The 20,514-nt window shown below is 34.8% G+C and carries 15 protein-coding genes; 11 read left to right on the forward strand and 4 right to left on the reverse strand.

Annotated elements, in window-relative coordinates; translation table 11 throughout:
- Window positions 1–155 precede the first annotated feature (155 nt).
- Together SLW70_RS13785 and SLW70_RS13790 are read right to left on the reverse strand one after the other, a co-directional pair.
- A complete protein-coding gene (locus SLW70_RS13785; protein ID WP_320889159.1) occupies window positions 156–767 on the reverse strand; it encodes an alpha-ketoglutarate-dependent dioxygenase AlkB family protein in 612 nt (203 codons plus the stop codon).
- Window positions 768–1,788: 1,021 nt separating this feature from the next.
- Complete coding sequence (locus tag SLW70_RS13790) at window positions 1,789–4,704, reverse strand: FAD-binding and (Fe-S)-binding domain-containing protein (RefSeq protein WP_320889160.1); 2,916 nt, start codon at window positions 4,702–4,704, stop codon at window positions 1,789–1,791.
- Window positions 4,705–5,038: 334 nt separating this feature from the next.
- Between SLW70_RS13790 and SLW70_RS13795 the strand changes: the two genes are divergently transcribed.
- From SLW70_RS13795 to SLW70_RS13815, 5 genes are all read left to right on the forward strand, one after another.
- Window positions 5,039–6,007, forward strand: a complete 969-nt coding sequence (locus SLW70_RS13795) for a YHYH protein (protein ID WP_320889161.1) — start codon at window positions 5,039–5,041, stop codon at window positions 6,005–6,007.
- 7 nt (window positions 6,008–6,014) lie between these two features.
- Window positions 6,015–6,674: a hypothetical protein gene (locus SLW70_RS13800; protein ID WP_320889162.1), complete on the forward strand. Its 660-nt coding sequence runs from the start codon at window positions 6,015–6,017 to the stop codon at window positions 6,672–6,674.
- Between the two features lie 185 nt (window positions 6,675–6,859).
- Window positions 6,860–7,234 carry a hypothetical protein gene (locus SLW70_RS13805; RefSeq protein ID WP_320889163.1) on the forward strand — a complete coding sequence of 125 codons (375 nt, stop codon included), beginning with the start codon at window positions 6,860–6,862 and terminating at the stop codon, window positions 7,232–7,234.
- A 91-nt stretch (window positions 7,235–7,325) separates the two neighbouring features.
- Complete coding sequence (locus SLW70_RS13810) at window positions 7,326–9,479, forward strand: TonB-dependent receptor (protein ID WP_320889164.1); 2,154 nt, start codon at window positions 7,326–7,328, stop codon at window positions 9,477–9,479.
- Between the two features lie 6 nt (window positions 9,480–9,485).
- Window positions 9,486–11,012 carry a PepSY domain-containing protein gene (locus tag SLW70_RS13815; protein WP_320889165.1) on the forward strand — a complete coding sequence of 509 codons (1,527 nt, stop codon included), beginning with the start codon at window positions 9,486–9,488 and terminating at the stop codon, window positions 11,010–11,012.
- A 283-nt stretch (window positions 11,013–11,295) separates the two neighbouring features.
- Here SLW70_RS13815 and SLW70_RS13820 read toward each other — a convergent pair whose 3' ends face one another.
- Entirely contained in the window at window positions 11,296–11,958 is a 663-nt protein-coding gene (locus tag SLW70_RS13820; RefSeq protein ID WP_320889166.1) for an RNA methyltransferase, read from the reverse strand.
- A gap of 401 nt (window positions 11,959–12,359) precedes the next feature.
- On the opposite strand from SLW70_RS13820, the gene SLW70_RS13825 reads away from it, so the two are divergent.
- The 6 genes from SLW70_RS13825 (at window position 12,360) to coaD (ending at window position 18,537) form a co-directional block, all read left to right on the forward strand.
- Window positions 12,360–13,055, forward strand: coding sequence for an NAD-dependent deacylase (locus SLW70_RS13825; RefSeq protein WP_320889168.1), 696 nt, complete (start codon window positions 12,360–12,362; stop codon window positions 13,053–13,055).
- 171 nt (window positions 13,056–13,226) lie between these two features.
- Window positions 13,227–13,865 carry a TetR/AcrR family transcriptional regulator gene (locus SLW70_RS13830; RefSeq protein ID WP_320889169.1) on the forward strand — a complete coding sequence of 213 codons (639 nt, stop codon included), beginning with the start codon at window positions 13,227–13,229 and terminating at the stop codon, window positions 13,863–13,865.
- Between the two features lie 73 nt (window positions 13,866–13,938).
- Window positions 13,939–15,267 (forward strand): TolC family protein, encoded by a 1,329-nt coding sequence (locus SLW70_RS13835; protein WP_320889171.1) that lies wholly within the window; start codon window positions 13,939–13,941, stop codon window positions 15,265–15,267.
- Window positions 15,268–15,278: 11 nt separating this feature from the next.
- Window positions 15,279–16,358 (forward strand): HlyD family secretion protein, encoded by a 1,080-nt coding sequence (locus SLW70_RS13840; RefSeq protein WP_320889172.1) that lies wholly within the window; start codon window positions 15,279–15,281, stop codon window positions 16,356–16,358.
- A gap of 1 nt (window position 16,359) precedes the next feature.
- Window positions 16,360–17,940, forward strand: a complete 1,581-nt coding sequence (locus SLW70_RS13845) for an MDR family MFS transporter (RefSeq protein ID WP_320889174.1) — start codon at window positions 16,360–16,362, stop codon at window positions 17,938–17,940.
- A gap of 138 nt (window positions 17,941–18,078) precedes the next feature.
- Window positions 18,079–18,537: a pantetheine-phosphate adenylyltransferase gene (gene coaD, locus SLW70_RS13850; RefSeq protein ID WP_320889175.1), complete on the forward strand. Its 459-nt coding sequence runs from the start codon at window positions 18,079–18,081 to the stop codon at window positions 18,535–18,537.
- Between the two features lie 56 nt (window positions 18,538–18,593).
- Here the strand turns inward: coaD and typA are convergent, their stop codons facing one another.
- Window positions 18,594–20,390 (reverse strand): translational GTPase TypA, encoded by a 1,797-nt coding sequence (typA, locus tag SLW70_RS13855; RefSeq protein WP_320889176.1) that lies wholly within the window; start codon window positions 20,388–20,390, stop codon window positions 18,594–18,596.
- Window positions 20,391–20,514: the final 124 nt, after the last annotated feature.

Below are 20,514 nucleotides of genomic sequence, written 5' to 3' on the forward strand. Positions count from 1 at the left end.
TTTTGTTAAGAATTTTTTGTTGAAGTTTAACCACAACGTGCACCAAGAAGGCACAAAGTTCACAATGGTTTTGCTAAAAATGTAAAAAATAGAAACACAAAATTACTCTCAAAGACTGAAAACTGAAAACCGAGACTGAATACTAAAAACTGCTACTAACGAACAATCATCCTAAAAGTTAAATTGATTCTAGGTTTCAAAACTTTTTTAGTGGGTGGCAAACGGTGTAGCCAATGGGTTTGGGTTTCGTCTTTCATAACTAATAAACTGCCATTTTCTAAAAATAGTGAAACCGTTTCCTTGGTTTCTTTATGTTTGAAAGCAAATTTACGTTCGGCTCCGAAACTCAATGAAGCAATGGAACCATTCTTTTTTAAATCTTTCTCGGCATCGCTGTGCCAAGCCATCCCTTCTTCGCCAGAATGGTATAAATTAAGCAAACAGGAATTGAAACTTTCGCCTGTTTTGACCTCGATAATGGTTTTGAGTTCTAATAACGCTGGTGTCCACGGCAAAGCTTTCTTAGTTGTTTTGGAATAGGTATAACTAAACTCTGAGTCGCCATACCAAGCTACTTTTCGTTTGGTAACAATCAATTTACCCATGATGATGGCTTGGTCATTCTTCCATTTGATATCATTCCATAAAATATCAAAATACTTATTGGCTTCATCATTCGAAAATAATGTTCCATAATAATTCACAGTTCCATCTTTCGGAAGCCAATTGTGTGTGGGGTCGATATCTGGTGTGAATAAGTCGAGCATTTTTTTTAGAGGTGCTGAGTTTTTTTTAAACACTAAGGGCACTAAGGAGGCACAAAGAACACTAAGATTTTTTTTATTTCTATATTCTCTTAAATCTGTGTTCCCTTTTTTCTTACTGCAAAGACACTAAGACTTTTTAAACACTAAGGTCGCTAAGAAGGCACAATCTGTATTTTTTTTTAAACCATATAAGACATATAAGTTTTTCTCTTTAACCTTATTTATCATGGAAATAAAAATAGAACATATAAGTGTTATAGTCGCTTAAAAGCGACCAACAAAACAGCTTTATAACAATTAAAGAGGACTCATTTTTAAAACTTTTATTCTTGTATAAAACTACTTATATGGCCTTATATTTCTAATACCATTTAAAATTTTCAGCACTCCTTAATATAAAAAACTTATATGTCTTATATGGTTTAAAAAAAATCCTTCTACTTTTCAAGCTTTTATACTTGTATAAAACTACTTATATGGTCTTATATTTCGAATATAATTTAAAAATTTTCAATATCCCATAAAGTAAAAAAACTTATATGTCTTATATGGTTTAAAGAAAGCCTTCTTCTTTTCAAACTTTTATACTTGTATAAAACTACTTATATGGCCTTATATTTCTAATACCATTTAAAATTTTCAACACTCCATAATATAAAAAACTTATATGTCTTATATGGTTTAAAAAGAAAGCCTTCTTCTTTTCAAACTTTTATACTTGTATAAAACTACTTATATGGCCTTATATTTCAATACCATTTAAAATTTTCAGCACTCCATAAAGTAAAAAACTTATATGTCTTATATGGTTTAAAGAAAGCCTTCTTCTTTTCAAACTTTTATACTTGTATAAAACTACTTATATGGGCTTATATTTATAATACCAATTAAAATTTTCAGCACTCCTTAATGTAAAAAAACTTATATGTCTTATATGGTTAAAAAAAAACCTTCTACTTTTCAAACTTTATTATTGAAATTAATAATCTGTGTTAATCTGTGAAATCTGTGTTCCTTTTTTTTATTTCAAACAACTTCTTAATATACTCACTGGATGCTGAGCTTTACGACTCGTACCATCAAAAATCTGATGACGACAACTGGTTCCTGCTGCGGCAATTTCAGTGGTTTTGGCTGTGTTTCTGATTTTTGGAAACAAGGTATCTTCGCCCATTTGCATACTGATGTCGTAATGTTCTCTTTCGTATCCAAAAGAACCCGCCATGCCGCAACAACCGGAATTATAAATCGTCACTTGACTATTTTTGGGTACATTCAACATCGCAAAAGAAGCTTCGACAGTACTCAATGCTTTTTGATGGCAGTGTCCGTGGATTTTTATTTCTTTGGAAACATCCGAAAATTGTCCAGAGTGTATCTTTCCTTTTTCGATTTCTTTTTTGAAAAACTCTTCGATAGTAAAAACGTTTTTAGCTAATTTTTCTGCTTTTGGTTTGTCATCCACTAATCGTAAATATTCATCTCTAAAACTCAAAATTGCCGAGGGTTCTATTCCTATTAAAGGTGTTTCTTTAGAGATCAATGGTGCAAAAATCTCTACATTGATATTTGCAATTTCTTTGGCTTCTTCTAAGAATCCTTTTGACAAATAGGCTCTTCCACTTTCTTCGTGGTTTAGCATAATTACTTCATATCCTAGAGCTGTTAAAAGTTCGAATGCATCAATACCTACAGAAACATCATAATAGTTGGTAAATTCATCACAAAACAAATAGACTTTTCCACTCACTAAGGTTGTTTGATGAATCGATTCGTTTTGGTCATCATACCAATCTTTGAAGGTTATTTTCGAAAGTCTTGGCACTTCTCTTCTCAGTGAAACACCCATCATTTTTTTGACAATTGGCAAATTCACCATATAATTTGTAAACGAAGGGAAACCACTGGCTAATTGATTCAATTTGGCATTGTTTGCAAAGATTCTAGAGCGTAATGAAAAACCATTTGCTTTTTGGTATTGATACAAAAACTCGGCTTTCAATGAAGCGATGTCTACATTACTAGGACATTCGCTAGCACAAGCTTTACAACTTACGCACAAATCAAAAACTTGGTACAACTCTTTATGGTCAAACTTATTGACTTTGTCTGAATTGGTTAAATAATCTCTCAAGGCATTGGCACGCGCTCTGGTGGTGTCTTTTTCGTTTCTGGTGGCACGGTAGCTCGGGCACAACGTTCCTCCCGCTGATGGTAACTTACGGCAATCACCAGAACCGTTGCATTTTTCGGCTGCACGAAGTACCCCTAAACTATCTGAGAAATCTTGAAGCGTTTGAATCTCAGGCTCTACTCTTCCCGGCTCAAAGCGTAGATTTTCATCCATTTTGAGCGCATTGACAATTTTTCCCATATTCAAAACCGAATAGGGATCGAAAGCCAATTTAATACGTTTCAGCAATTCATAGTTTTTCTCTCCAATCATAAATGGCAAAAACTCGCCACGGACAATTCCATCACCGTGTTCTCCACTTAGTGAACCTCTGTATTTTTTGACCAAATGCGCTACTTCAGTAGCGATATTTCTAAATTGATAAACACCTTCTTTAGTTTTTAAATTCAGCACAGGACGCAAATGGATTTCACCCGCTCCTGCGTGAGCATAATAAATAGCCGACTGACCGTGACGTGCCATCATAGCCGAGAAATCAGCGATGTAATTAGGCAAATCACTCAATTCAACGGCAGTATCTTCAATAGAATCGGCTGCTTTATCATCCCCAACGATGCTTCCTAAAAGTCCCAATCCCGCTTTACGGAGTTCGTTTATTTTATCAATATCCGTCCCGTAAATTTTAGGCAAAGCATAACCAAAATTGTTCTTTTGCAAATCGGCTACCAACGCATCAGCTTGTTTTTCGGCATCTTCCATACTTTCGTATGAACCTACTTCAAACATCATCACAGCTTTGGGTTCGCCCACAATAAAAAATCGATTCTTGGCTTGTTCACGATTGGTTTTGGTACAATCCAAAATGGTATCATCCATCATTTCACAAGTGTACAAATGATGTTTCATGGCTATTAAAACCGACTCTAAGCTTTCTTGAATGCTGTTAAAATGAGCGACCACCATCACATTATTGGTAGGCGGTAACACATCCACTTTCAAAGTAACCTCTGTAGTAAAAGCCAATGTCCCTTCGCTTCCGCAAAGAAGTTTGCCCACATTAATGGTAGGTTCCGTTCCTCCAAATAAATCCGATTTCAATAAAATATCTACCGCATAACCAGTGTTTCTACGGTGGATTTCTGGTTTTGGAAATTCGTTTTTTATTTCATGTTGAGTCGCTTCAACCGAAAGCTCTTCGTATAATTTCTTGTAAATTTGGTTTTCAAGTGTATCGCCTTTGGTCTTTTCAATAAATTCGGCCGAAGTCAGTTCGCCAAAAACCACTTCAAACCCATCACTCAAAACCGCTTTAATTTCGACAATCTTATCACGGGTAACACCATAACGAATAGAGGTTGTCCCCGAAGAATTATTCCCCACCATTCCGCCAATCATACAACGATTAGATGTTGAAGTATTGGGACCAAAAAATAAACCGTGCGGTTTCAAGAATAAATTCAATTCATCCCGAATCACCCCTGGTTGTACCGTCACTGTTTTCTTTTCGGCATCAAATGAAACGATTTCTGTAAAATGTTTGGATACATCTACTACAATTCCGTTTCCTACGGTTTGTCCTGCTAATGAAGTACCTGCGGTTCTGGGTGTTAAAGAAATTTTATATTCGCCAGCAAACTTGACTATTTTCACAATATCAGCAACCGTTTTGGGCAAAGCCACCGCCTGAGGTACTAATTTATAAGCTGAAGCATCTGTGGAATATAGTATTTTATGAAGTTCGTCATACAACAATGTTCCTTCTAACGATTGTGACAACGATTTGAATTGCGGTATAAGTGACATAAAATCCTTTGTTTTGGTATGGGACAAATATAAATATAATCCATAGAAATTAAGGAGAAACTGTGCTTACAATATTTATTAATTTTTGAAAGTGACAAATGGCTTTCGGATTTCACTGGGAAAAAGATTCATCGGTTATATTTTAAAATTCTTGGGGACAATTAGACGCTACGGATAATACAATGGAAAACATATTTAAACTTCTTTCTATATATAAAAGTATGTTCATCATAATTGACTGAAAACATCTGTCCGTTCACTGATTTTAAAAAAGATAACAGTTTGCAATCTCTATTTTTGATTATTCAAAATAACAAACAAACCAATCTTAATCATGAAAAATTCAAGCTTTATAGTAATTGCTGCCATACAACTTTTCTTTGCTTGCTCCTCCAGTAACGACAACACAACGACTACAACAACTGAAACAGGTACAGTCGTCAAAGTAAACGCCGCTGATTTCCTATCAGGAGGTTTAGTCGAACCTATCACAACTGTATCTCGCACTTTATCTGATGGTACGACTGCAGATTGTTACAAAATAGTCGTAAACAGTTTAGCCTCAGACCATACTATGGGACCTTGGTGTCCTACAAATATTTCAGATGATGCCTCAAAAGGTGGAATTTGGCTAGAAGGAGGTGTTAAATACGATGTAGACGGCGCTTTTGTAAAAAATCTTGCCACTTTTTACAAAGACAGCAATTGGATGATGTATAATGCGACCACTGGAGCAATTACAAAAACCAGCACTAAGACCGAATGTGAAGAAGCAGCAAATCCTAATGTAGGAGCACAATACAAAAACTTTTGTGTGGAATGCTTGCCTTCCTATGTAGCAAACTTATCACATACCTATTATATTCCTGTGACACCTAAAGCAGCTAGTTCCCCTATTGCATTTGGAACAGGGCCAATGTCCTCTGGTCCAAGTGTGAGAGGATTAGCATTTAACGGTGTTGTGTTTGATGCACCAGCACCTACAAGTGTGATTTTAGCCGCTTATACCTTAGCCCCTTTTGACGATGCGGGTGGTCATATTAACTTGGCCGCAGGCTATCATTACCATGCCGCAACTGGTTTGACTACCAAGAAAACACAAACAGATGGTCATGCGGCAATGATAGGTTATGCCTTAGATGGTTACGGAATATACGAACGTTTAGACACAGCAGGCAATGAATCAACAGACCTTGATGCATCACGTGGTCACACAGACACAAGCAGAGGCTACCACTACCATGTAGATGCAGCGGGTAAAAACAATTTTATCAATAGTTTACACGGTGTGTATGCTAAATAAGAATTATATGAAAAAATATGCTTTACTCATAGCCTTGTTGTTCTCATTTGCAAGCTATGCTCATCAACCTGATTTATCAACCTCTGTACTTTCAAAAACTACAGATGGAAAATACATTTTGCAAATCACTAGCTCCCTCTCTGCCTTTGAAGGTGAAATTGATTATCGCTATTCTAAAAACGCCTACAAAACTGCTGAAGATTTCAATAAACTAGTGGTCGATTATTTTAGAAAAAATGTTTCTATTACCGTAAATGATGATGTAAAACTTGATTTTGCTCAGCCCTTGGTAATATTAGGACACGAAACTAAATTGATTGTAGAAGTTTTAAATCTTCCTAAAGAGATTCATCACTTTAATTATACCAACACCATGTTCAAAGACATGCCTAACAACCAAATGGCGGTTATCTTAGTTGCTGAAGGTTTGCCCAATGAACAGTATATATTAGAAAACACGAATAAACAAACCATCGAACTTGAATTAAAAGACGGAAAATGGCGAGAAGCAACTAACTATTCTATTTTAATTAATAACATAGTTCAGTCTAAAAACTTTATCTACGGATTGATGGTTCTCGCATTGGTAATTATTTCGTTTGTTTTTTTTAAAGACCGAAAAATTAGATTTAGCAGACGATCGTTTCTTTCCTTATTATGGAAATAATTCGTGAAATATAGTCCTGATGGGAGTGAAAATCCTTGTGGCGGTGGGCATTTATGCCGCCACAAGATTGTAACGTACAGCAGGGCAAAACGTAACTTGAAAGAAAATAACGTTGTACTCCTTAAAAAAGAAAACGCTAATTAAAACTTTTTATTACTTTTGCATCACTTTTAAAGTCTACAGAATTGAAACTTTTATTTGCGACCTTATTATCACTGACGCTTTTACTACCTTCATTGGGTAGTATGGTGATATTTACGCAATTTAAAATGGCGCAAGAACAGATAGCAAAAACTATTTGTGTGCAACGTGCAAACATTAACAATAGTTGTAATGGTCGTTGTGAACTTCAAAAAAGCCTAAAAAAATACGAAGACAACGAAAAAAGAATGGACAACACTAATTTGAAAGAGAAAACCGAGTTGGTTTATACTGCAGCTAAATTAGAATATACTGTTGCTCCATTGACTCTTTTTCAAGAAGAAAGAACTACAACAACTCATTTTTGTCAAAATCCGATAAAAATTTCGTTCGCTATTTTCCATCCTCCCCTCGTTTAAATTATAATTTTTAGAGAATGCTGTTTTACAGGATTCAAAAAGTTTTTGGCTTTACGCCAAAGAAAATCTATGTATTATAATTTTAATTAAAATGAGAAAAATAGTTTTCCTACTCCTATTAGTAGGTTCCATTATCCACGCACAAAAAAAACATATCGATACTACAAAAACAGAATTAGATAATGTTTTTATAACCGCCAACAGAACAAAAACTTTACGTCAAGAAACACCTGTAGCCATAAGTAAAATCAATTATAAAACGATTGATGAAGCTAAGGCATCAGCCTTATATGAAATTGCTAATAAAACTCCTGGAGTGGTAATGGTGAACCTTGGTAATGAACAACATGCCATGTCGATTAGACAGCCTATCTCCTATTCTAGTTACTATTTGTACTTAGAAGATGGTTTGCCAATACGACCGTTGGGAATTTTTAATCACAATGCTTTATTAGAAATTAACCAATTTAATTTACAAACTATCGAAGTAATCAAAGGACCAGTATCTTCCTTGTACGGTCCAGAAGCCGTGGGCGGTACGGTGAATTTAATTTCACAAAAACCATCCTATTACCCTGAGTTTAAATTTGGAATCCAAGCAGATCAATGGGGTTATAAGCGTATTCAGGCTTCGGCTGGTGCAACGATTGGAAAAGTTGGTTTTCATATTGCTGGGATATCGAGTCTTCAAGAGGATTCTTGGATGGCACAATCTGATTATAAAAAGGATAATTTGAATGTACGAGTAGATTACAATATAACCGACAATACTCGATTGATAAGCAATACAATGATTGGAAAATACTTCTCAGACATGAGTGGTAGCGTGAATGAAAGTGATTTTAACAATAGAACTTACACGAGCACTTCTGACTTTACTTATCGAAAATCAGATGCTTTGCGCACCCGATTGACCTTAGAGCACGACTGGAATGCAAATGCAAGCTCCTACTTAACGGTTTATCATAGAGACAACAAACTAGGACAAAATCCTTCGTACGGAATTCGTTGGAGTCCAACCGTAAATCCAACTACAGCAACAGGAGAAGTGAACTCTAATAACTTCAAAAGCTATGGAACTATCGGACAGCACACTCAAAAATTTGATTTTTGGAACACAACAATGGTGAGTGGCGCTTCTTATGATTTTTCACCAGTTACATATTGGTCGTACTTATTAGACATAAAAGCGACTTTAAACCCAGGTGAAACAGGCAAACAAACAGTCAATAAATATGAAATTGTGGCCGAACATCCTGAGACTAAATTAGCCAATTACACTGCCGACATCTACAATACTGCTATTTTCAAACAAATTAGTTTTAGCCCAATTGCCAAAACGATTGTTACTGTTGGTGGACGTTATGATGCCATGAAAATTAAATATGAAAATGCTTTAGATAATTCAAATGGTACAAAAAACTATGACAAATTTACTTTCAAAGCAGGAGTCAATTACAATCCAATAAAACAAGCTGGATTTTACGGAAACTATTCGCAAGGATTTGCACCTCCTGGAATTACATCTATTTTTAGAGCCAAAACAGGAACGGGAGGAAACACAGGAAAGCCAGCAGAGTTTTATTACAATTTAGAACCCGCAACTTTCGAAAATTATGAAGTAGGTGGTTGGGTAGCTTTGTTAGGAAATACATTCAGCTTTGATTATGCCTTGTATTATATGGATGGAACAAATGAACTTTTAAGTATCAAACTTGAAGATAATTCGACAGATTATCGTTCTGCTGGGGAAACAAGACATAAAGGTGTGGAATTTGGCTTCAATTACAAACCTAATTCTCAATGGAATTTCCGTGTTGGAGGAACTGTGGCTGAGCATCGTTATATTGACTTTCAGGTTTCGGATAAATCAACCGATACTTTACAAAATTTAGGCGGCTACGAAATGCCTCAGGCTCCAAGATGGGCAGGAAATTCAGAAGTGACCTATTACCCAAATTGGTTGCCAAATTTCAGAGCTGGAATCGAATGGCAATACATTAGTAGTTATTTCCAAAACCAAATCAACACTGTCGAATATGCTGGTTACAACTTATTCAATGCAAGAGTAGGTTACAAATACAAAAGTGTTGAAATCTATGGTAACATCATGAACCTAACGGATAAACTATATGCTTACAATGCTAGTAGAGGAAATCTATCAAGCTCCCAATCGACCTATACAGCAGCAGCACCACGAACTTTTATGGTTGGGTTACAATATAATTTTTCATTGAAAAAATAACAACAAATGACAAAGTCAAAAAATAAAAAGTGGTCTAAAAAACTCAAGCAAAAAATGTACAAATGGCACAGAACACTGGGAATCATCACGATTATCCCAGTGATTTTCTGGTGTATTTCGGGCTTGATGCATCCTGTGATGGCACATTGGTTTAAACCCACTATTGCTCATGAAAAATTAGAAGTAAAACCCATAGACAGTACCCAAATCAAACTGTCCATTGGAGATGTTTTAGAAAAAAATAAGATTCCTGTTTTTAAAAACTTTCATCTGGTAGCTTTCAACAATACCACTTATTACCAAATAAAAACAACCAAAGAAAACGAAGTCTTGTATTTTGATGCCCAAACGGCTGAGGAATTAAAAAATGGAGATCAAATCTATGCCGAATGGTTGTCACGTTATTTCATAGAGGATCAAAAAAGTAAACTGGCTAGTCTTTCATTAGTAACTGAATTTGACAGTCAGTACAAATACGTCAACCGTTATTTACCCGTTTGGAAAGTAACTTTCGAGCGTGACGATGCCATGGATGTCTATGTAGAAACTACATCAAGCAAACTGGCAACTTACAATCCTACTTCAAGAAAGATACAGCTATGGATTTTTGACAACTTTCACAATTGGAGTTTTCTGGAAGCTATTTCGAATAACGCTCTTCGAATTATAGTGATGCTCTTATTATTGGGAATTATTGCCATATCAGCTATTAGCGGCATTGTTATTTATGGTTTCTTTTGGAAAGTCTTCAAAAAAACACCTGTAACCGAGAACGAAAGCAAGTTCAAAAAACACCACCGAAAAATCGGGATTGCAGTCGCATTTGTAACCTTTACTTTTACTTTCAGCGGTGGTTATCATGCTTTAACCAAGTGGGAGCCTTATGTTTTAGACAAAATGGTGTTTACACCTGATTTTAAAGCGACTGATTTTCAATCAAATCATTTAGACTTAAAACCGGATTCCACTTGGACAGATGTTTCTTTAATTCAGTTTAAAAACAAAAATTATTACCAAGTACGCTTAGCACCTAATGAAGAAGGTGAAGTACAAAATAAATATATTGACTCTAAAACAGCTGTTGAAACTCCAAATCTAGAAGCGCAATATGCTGAATTTTTAGCTAGTAAATTCGCCAAAATGATGGTAAAAGACACGGCACTTCCTGCAGATTGCTGTGATGTCGAAAACACTAATTCCTGTATCAAAAACGCCAAATTATTAAATACAGAATACTTGTATCAGTTTGATAATCGGGAATATGGATTTGTAAACAAACGTTTGCCAGTAGTGAAATTGAGTTACGACACAGCCGATAAAGCTACTTTTTATATTGAACCTGCTACTTCCAGATTAGCGGCTCTAGTAACCGATTCTAAAAGAACCGAAGGCTACAGTTTTGCCATCCTACACAAATATTTATTTATGGATTGGGCTGGAAAAAACATCCGTGATTTGGTAATGGCCTTGTCGGCTCTTGGGGTTTTGGTAGTAAGCCTTTTGGGTTTGTATTTATTCTTAAAAAGAAAATAGATTACATCTTTCATGTAAAGTAGAAGAACACAGATTTGAGAAATTAAAGAAATAGTCACAGATTAAAACAAATTAATCTTTTCAATTCTATCAAACTCTTTTGAAATCTGCTAAATCTGCGTGAAAAACATTGCACTCAGATTTGGCAGATTTTCTAATATAATAATTTGGATTTTAGTCTAAATTAAAAATAGTACCACTTTATCAACCGAGATAAAGCAAACGGACAAAGTAAAATACCGTCACTTTCGTGAAATCTGTGGCTAGTTTTTTTGAATACAATCTATCTCGGATTATCCTCGTAATACCTCGCTTCGATACGTTTGATATCTTTAATGGAGTTTTTAGTCCACAACAATCGTTTTTCAACTAACTCCTCGGCTGATAAACCCCAGTTTTGATTCGATTGACGCAATCTAGTTGTTAGGTTTTGAATAATTATAGCCGCAGAAACTGATATGTTCAAACTCTCTGTAAAACCTACCATTGGAATCTTCAAAAAACCATCGGCCTGTTGCATAATTTCCTCTGACAATCCTTCTTTTTCGGTTCCAAAAAACAAGGCAGCGGGTTTTGAAATATCAAAATCTTCAAGCAAACAATCATTTTCATGTGGAGTTGTAGCAATGATTTGATACCCTTTATTTCTTAGTGTTTGAATACAATTAGTAGCTGAGTCATACCGATTTACATCAACCCATTTTTGAGCTCCTAAGGCAATTTCTTTATCAATACGCTTCCCAAAACGCTGTTCAATAACATGGAGTTCTTGAATCCCAAAAACCTCACAACTACGCATCACCGCACTGGTATTATGCATCTGAAAAACATCCTCAACAGCTACCGTAAAATGATTGGTACGATTTGCGAGAACTTTTAAGAACTTTTCTTTGCGCTCAGTCGTTATAATATTTTCAAGAAAATGAAGGTAATCCAAATCTATCATCTGATTTTTTTTGGTGCAAAAATAACAAAAAAGGAAAAAGTATCAAGTTTTTGGGCGTGTCCCTCTGGGTCGGGCTATACGCTACAATCTTGTGGCGGCATAAATGCCCGCCGCCACAAGGATTTTCGCTGCTATCCCTCACGCAAACCCTGCAATCATTCAATAAATCACTATTAATTTCATTATGTATTTCATTTTAATAAATTTGATGCATTACTTTTACTAAAAAAAGGAACACAAATTAAAGAAATCAGAGAAATAGTAAGAAATCTCTAAGTAACTTAGTGTCTTGGTAATTAAAAAATATTGTTATTAGGATTAAAAAAACTTAGAACCTAAGAACCTTAGCAACTAAGTCCCTCAAAATCCTTCGTGCCCTTTGTGTATAAAAAAAACTAATTATGAAAAAGAAACTCGTAGTACTCACAGGAGCTGGAATCAGTGCCGAAAGTGGTATTAAAACCTTTAGAGATAGTAACGGTCTCTGGGAAGGTCATAATGTAATGGAAGTTGCCACTCCCGAAGGTTTCCATAAAAACCCCGAATTAGTACTCGACTTTTATAATCAAAGACGCAGACAACTTTTTGAAGTACAACCCAATCTAGGGCACCAAATCTTAGCCCAAATGGAGCATGATTTTGACGTACAAATCATCACCCAAAATGTCGATGATTTACACGAAAGAGCGGGAAGCACTAACGTTTTACACCTACACGGCGAATTATTAAAAGTACGAGCTATCAATAATGAAAACAACATCTTAGACTGGAAAACCGATTTATTACTAGGTGATACCGACAGCAGTGGCAACCAATTACGTCCGCATATTGTTTGGTTTGGCGAGGCCGTTCCTGCCCTTGATGAAGCTATTGAAATCACAGCAACAGCCGATTATTTTGCTGTCATTGGTACATCATTACAAGTTTATCCTGCAGCAGGATTGATTGATTTTACTTCAAAAAACACTCCCGTTTTCTATATTGATCCTAAACCCGCTTCGATTCCAAACTTAAGAAATCCATTAGAATTGATTCCGATGAATGCTTCGGATGGTGTTTTGATATTGAGAAATAAATTATTACAATACGGTTTATAATCCTCGTAAACACCGCATTTACAAGACCTTTCACCACAAAAAACCAACATAGTTTAGTTTTTTAAACTCCCCTCATTTACATTTTTCCGCATGTTAATATTCTGTTAAACAGAAATTAAACAACTGTTTAAATTAAACAGTTGTTTAATTTTGTTTTAAATTAGAAACAACATGAGTTTGAATACCGATTTTAACGAAAAACAAATTGAAATTCTATTAGTAGCAGAAACCCTTTTTGCTGATAATGGTTTTGAAGGAACCTCCATTCGTACCATTGCAAAAGAAGCTAAAATCAATGTGGCTATGGTTTCCTATTACTTTGGTTCAAAAGACAAATTACTAGAAGCGTTAGTCGTTTACAGAACAAAAGATTTACGTTTTGAGATGGCCCATCTTTCAACAGAAAACCTTGATCCTATTGAAAAAATTAAAAAAGTAATTGATTTATACATCAACAGAATCAATTGCAACAAAGGAATCTTTAGAATTATCCATTTTGAATTAACCAAGGGAAAAGAATCTTCTAAAATCAAAGCACTTGATGAAATTAGATATGCTAATTTACTTTCGCTAACCTCCATCATCGAAGAAGGTCAAAGCAAAGGAATTTTCAGGAAAGATGTCATCATCCCTTTAATTCCACCTACTATTCTCGGAACATTTTTTCATTTTCATATCAATAAAATGTACTTCCAAGAAATACTGAATTTAAAAACAGAAGAATCTTTTGACAACTATATCAAAACAACTCTATCTAAACATATTCAACAAACAATTAATGCTTTACTAACGTATGATATAGCTCATTAAGAAGCGTTTGAACCTAGGCTAAATCAATAAAACAACAATAACATTCAGATTGTTAACAAATAATTTTACGAACATGAAATTTAATTCATTCCTCGTGCTAGGAACATCGCTGTTGTTCCTTAACACCCTAAATGCACAGCAAAAAAAGAGTTTAAAACTCGAAGACGCCATCCATTTGGCCTGGAAAAACAGTAACGAAACTTCATTAGCTGACAGAAAAGTAAACACGAAAGCATTGGAACTAAAAGCTGTAAAAAATCATGCTTACCCAGATTTGAAAGCTTCAGGACAATACCAAAGATTAACAAATGCTTCTATCAGTTTACCACAAAGTTCCTCTTCATCAAGCGCCGAGCCAACTCCAGTGGTAAATCAATTGATGATTGGTCAAATCAATACTAGCCTACCTATTTTTAGTGGTTTTAAACTCAAAAACAATATCAAATCATCGGATAACTTGTACCAAGCGGAAGTAGCTACTGCGTTACAAACCAAAGAAAATGTAGCCCTGAAAGTGATTGACTTTTATGCTCATTTGTACAAGTCTAAAAAAACAGTGGAACTAATCGCTGAAAACAAAAAAAGTGCGCAACAACGTGTTACTGATTTTACAGATTTAGAAAAAAACGGCATCATACCCAGAAACGATTTACTAAAAGCACAGTTACAATTATCTAAATTACAACTATCACTGGATAGTGCCATTAGTGAATTAAATAATGTCAATTTTGAATTGGTTACATTCTTAAAACTAGATTCTAAAACTAATTTAGACATCATCGAAAGTGATTTTGTTGACTTCCAAATGGATAATATCCCTACAAATGCGCAACTAGCATTAGAAAACAGAAAAGATCTTGAAGCCATCCGCTTAGAAGAAAAAGCAAGCTTAAACCAAATTGATGTAGCTAAAAGCGGGTACTACCCATCACTATCTCTTATAGGTGGCTATACTTCATTGGATTTAAAAAACTTGGTTACAGTACAAAATGCAATAAATTTTGGTGTGGGAATTTCTTATGACTTAAGTGGCATTTTAAAAAACGGTACTAATGTAAAAATTGCTCAAAGCAAAGCGCAAGAAATTAAAGAACATGAAGCTATGCTAACAGACCATATCAAAATTGAAGTACAAAAGGCTATGGAAGAATTCGACCTTTCCTTAAAACAGGGAATCGTTTACAAACAAGCTGTAGAACAAGCTACTGAAAATTACAGAATACTAAAAGATAAATATGACAATGGTCTAGCCGATACCAACGACCTTCTTGAGGCAGATGTAGAACAGTTAGGAGCCAAAATAAACCAAACGCTAGCCAAAGCTAATAGCATCCAAAAATATTATGCCTTATTATCAGTTTCAGGACAGTTAAACCAAAAATTCAATCTTTCAAAAATATAATTATTAGCAAAATGGAAAATAAAAAAAACAATACAAAGTTTATCCTAATCATATCCGCATTAGTAATTCTTGGAATTACATACGGCACCTTTAAATACATGCACTCACTCGCTCACGAAGAAACAGATGATGCACAAATAGAGAAAAAAATGAACCCAATTATACCTAGAGTTTCAGGGTACATCAACAAAGTATATATTAAAGACAATAATTTTGTAAAAAAAGGAGATACCTTATTTACTATTGATGCTAAGGAATACGAATTGAAGATCGAAGAAGCTATTGCAAACTTGGCTACAGCCGAAGGAAATTTTGAAGTTTCAAAAGCAGATATCGGAACCGTATTAGCAAGCGTATCTGTATCTGACGCAAATGTACAATCAGCGAATGGCAATATCGAATCAGCTAAAATCAAATTAGGATTAGCAACTAATGATTTCAACCGTTACAGTAATTTATATAAAAACCATACCATTACAAAACAACAATATGAACAAGCATTAGCAGCTAAACAAGAGGCCGAAAATCAAGTTCGAATTTTACAACAACAACAAAAAGCGTCTTCTTTTCAAAAATCAGTAAATCAAGCCAAATCTAAAGTTTCAGACAAACAAACAGAGGTAGCTGCTGCTAACATCAAAAGAGCCAAAGCTTTATTAGAAACAGCACAATTGAATTTGAGTTACACAGTGGTCACTGCTGCCATTGATGGACAAGTTTCTAAAATTGATCTACAACCAGGGCAATTAGTACAACCTGGACAATCTCTTTTTTACATCATCAATAATTCTGAAGCTTGGGTTATTGCAAATTTCAAAGAGACACAATTGAATAAAATGATTGCAGGTCAAAAAGTAACGTTGAAAGTAGATGCTTATCCTGATTATGAATTCAACGGTTCGATTACTTCCTTTTCACCAGCAACTGGATCTCGTTTTTCAATCTTACCTCCAGATAACGCAACTGGAAACTTTGTAAAAACAATTCAACGTTTGCCGGTGAAAATAAATATTGACGCTACTAATGATATCGAAAAAGTAAAACTGTTACGTCCAGGAATGAATGTGGATGTTGACGTACATATAAAATAAAATGACACAAGGAGAAGACGATTTAGTAGAATATGGCTTTAGACGCATTATCATCACGATAACTGCCGTACTATGTGCCTTGCTGGAAATTGTAGACACCACCATTGTCAATGTGGCCCTGACTAATATGAGAGGAAGTCTTGGAGCAACACTAACAGATGTAGCTTGGGTAATTACCGCTTATGCTATTGCTAATGTTATTGTAATCCCTATGACAAGTTGGTTATCACAACAATTTGGACGCCGAAATTATTTTGCCGTATCAATTATAATTTTCACATCAGCTTCCTTTTTATGTGGTAATGCCACAAATATCTGGGAACTAGTAGCCTTTCGATTTGTACAAGGTTTAGGAGGAGGTGCTCTTTTAGTTACCGCTCAAACCATCATAACCGAAAGTTATCCTGTTGCTAAACGTGGAATGGCACAGGCCATTTATGGCATGGGAGTAATTGTAGGTCCTACATTAGGTCCTCCTTTAGGAGGTTATTTAGTAGATAATTTTTCGTGGCCGTATATTTTTTATATCAATATCCCTTTGGGAATTATTGCTACAATCTTAACATTAAGCTTTGTAAGAAGTCCTAAATATGGTGAAAAACTAAAATCTAACCAAGTCGATTGGTATGGCATCATCTTATTAGCAACCTTTATTGGTTCACTACAATTTGTTTTGGAACACGGGCAACAGGATGATTGGTTCAGTAATAATTTGATATTAGGACTTAGCCTAGTTTCGTTATTTGGATTGATATTATTCATTTGGAGACAATTGACCTACAAATATCCCATTGTGAACCTGAGTGTTTTGAAAGATGGAAATTTAAGAATAGGAACTATTATGTGTTTCATCCTTGGATTTGGATTATATGGTTCAACTTTAATCATTCCCATCTACACCCAATCTGTATTAGGATGGACGGCTACTGATGCAGGCTTGCTCCTTATTCCAGGTTCTATCACTACAGCAATCATGATGCCTTTTGTGGGTAGAATGATTCAAAAAGGCGTGCCTCAAGGATATATGGTAGCTACTGGATTTGCCATATTCTTTGTTTTTTGTCTAATGATGTATGGGAACATGACACCAGACACTGGCGTAGAACATTTATTCTGGCCATTGATACTAAGAGGCATTGGATTAGGATTATTATTTGTACCCATTACTACCCTTTCTCTTTCTACCCTTTCAGGAAAAAACATTGGTGAAGGAGCTGCTTTTACAGGAATGATGAGACAGTTGGGTGGTTCTTTTGGAATTGCTATCATTACTACTTTTATCACTCGTTTTAATCAATCGCACCGTGTGAATTTAATAGCCAATTTAGATGCTACTAAATATGAAGTTCAACAACGTCTTGCATTATTACAAAAAGGATTTATATCCAAAGGATTTAGTACTAATGAAGCCTTGAAGAAAGCATATCAATCCATCGATTATTCAGTAATGAAACAAAGTACTGTACTCTCTTATATGGATATCTTTTTATATCTAGGCGTATTATTCTTACTCTGTATTCCGATTACTTTATTAATCAAGAGAGGAAAAAATAAAATAAATCCCGCTGATGCCATGCATTAAAAAAACAAACCGTCACAATACAAATTGCGACGGTTTTTTTATCCTTCAAAACTACAATAACCGTACAATTCTCTTTTTGAAAGATCGCTCTGCAAAAAACTTTGTACCTTTGAATATTCAAAAAAATCAACTCAAACCATGAGAAAAGCCATATTTCCTGGATCTTTTGATCCTATTACCTTAGGTCATGAAGACATTATCAAAAGAGCCTTACCTTTATTTGATGAAATTGTCATTGCTATAGGTGTTAATGCTGAAAAAAAATACATGTTTACACTCGAAGAACGTAAACGTTTCATAGAAGAAACTTTCAAAAACGAACCCAAAGTAAGTGTCATTACCTATGAAGGCCTAACTATAGAGTTGTGCAAAAAAATAAATGCCGATTTTATTTTACGTGGTTTACGCAACCCAGCCGACTTTGAATTTGAGAAAGCCATTGCTCATACCAATCGTGAATTATCCAAAATAGAAACTATATTTTTATTGACGGCAGCAAGTACTTCTTTTATCAGTTCTAGTATTGTTCGTGACGTAATCCGTAATGGAGGTGAATTCCAAAAATTAGTTCCAAAAGCAGTTATTCTTCGCTCTTAATATAACAAAAAAGGCTGTTCAAATGAACAGCCTTCTTAAATATTTGAAAGAAAGAATTAGAATTTGAATCTTTTTCTATCTGTTTCTGATAAGTAAATCTTTCTTAGACGAATTGATTTTGGAGTAACCTCTACATATTCATCTTTTTGAATGTACTCTAATGCCTCTTCTAATGAGAATTTGATAGCAGGAATAATTTTAGCCTTATCATCTGCTCCTGAAGAACGTACGTTAGATAACTTTTTAGTTTTCGTAACGTTTACAGTCATATCATCACTACGAGTATTTTCACCAATTACTTGACCTTCGTAAATATCTTCGTTTGGATCTACGAAGAATTTACCACGATCTTGTAATTTATCAATAGAATAAGGAATAGCTTTTCCGTTTTCCATAGAAATTAACGAACCATTGTTACGACCTGGAATTTCTCCTTTGTATGGTTCGTATCCAATGAAACGGTGTGACATAATAGCCTCACCTGCAGTAGCTGTCAACAATTGATTACGTAATCCAATGATTCCACGAGATGGAATGTTGAATTTTACTACCATACGTTCTCCTTTACCTTCCATAGAAAGCATTTCTCCTTTACGGATAGACACAAATTCTACAGCACGTCCAGAAAGATTTTCTGGTAAATCAATAGTCAATTCCTCAACTGGTTCACATTTTACACCATCAATTTCTTTGATGATAACTTGTGGTTGTCCGATTTGTAATTCGTACCCTTCTCTTCTCATTGTTTCAATAAGAACAGACAAGTGCAATACTCCACGACCAAAAACCATGAACTTATCAGCTGAATCAGTTTCACCTAACTTCATTGCTAAGTTTTTCTCTAACTCTTTTGTCAAACGCTCTCTAATATGACGAGAAGTTACAAATTTACCCTCTTTACCAAAGAAAGGAGAGTCATTAATTGTAAACAACATACTCATTGTTGGCTCATCAATAGCAATTGTTTGTAACGCTTCTGGATTTTCAAAATCAGCAATAGTATCACCAATTTCAAAACCTTCAACACCTACAATAGCACAGATATCACCAGCTATAACTTGTTCTACTTTTTTACGTCCAAGACCTTCAAAAGTATGTAATTCTTTAATTCTTGATTTAATTACTTTTCCATCTCTTTTTACCAAAGAAATAGGCATTCCTTCTTTCAAAATACCTCTCTCTAAACGACCAATCGCGATACGACCAGTAAATGAAGAGAAATCTAATGAAGTAATCAACATTTGAGGCGTTCCTTCTGATACTTTTGGAGCAGGTACATTTGCAATAACCATATCCAATAAAGGCTCAATATTTTCGGTTTGGTTCTCCCAATGATCCGACATCCAGTTGTTCTTAGCAGAACCATAAACGGTTGGAAAATCCAACTGCCATTCTTGTGCTCCTAATTCAAACATTAAGTCAAAAACTTTCTCATGAACTTCTTCAGGAGTACAGTTTTCTTTATCAACTTTATTGATAACCACACAAGGTTTCAAACCTAAATCAATTGCTTTTTGTAATACAAAACGAGTTTGTGGCATTGGCCCTTCAAAAGCATCAACCAACAAACAAACACCATCAGCCATATTCAATACACGTTCTACCTCACCACCAAAATCGGCGTGACCAGGAGTGTCAATAATATTGATTTTGGTTCCTTTATATTGAACTGAAACGTTTTTTGATGTAATAGTAATACCTCTTTCACGTTCTAAGTCATTGTTATCAAGGATTAAGTCACCTGTATTTTCGTTGTCACGAAATAATTGACAGTGATACATAATTTTATCAACCAAAGTTGTTTTACCGTGATCGACATGGGCAATAATTGCAATATTTCTAATAGATTCCATCTGTGATTTTTAATGGGTGCAAAGGTACACTTTATTTTGATATAAAAAATATTTATTAAATAGTTTACACAGAGTTAACTACATATAAACACATAAAAACACTTGAATCAATCTTTTAAAATAA

The sequence above is a fragment of the Flavobacterium sp. NG2 genome, assembly GCF_034119845.1.
Classification (GTDB): domain Bacteria; phylum Bacteroidota; class Bacteroidia; order Flavobacteriales; family Flavobacteriaceae; genus Flavobacterium.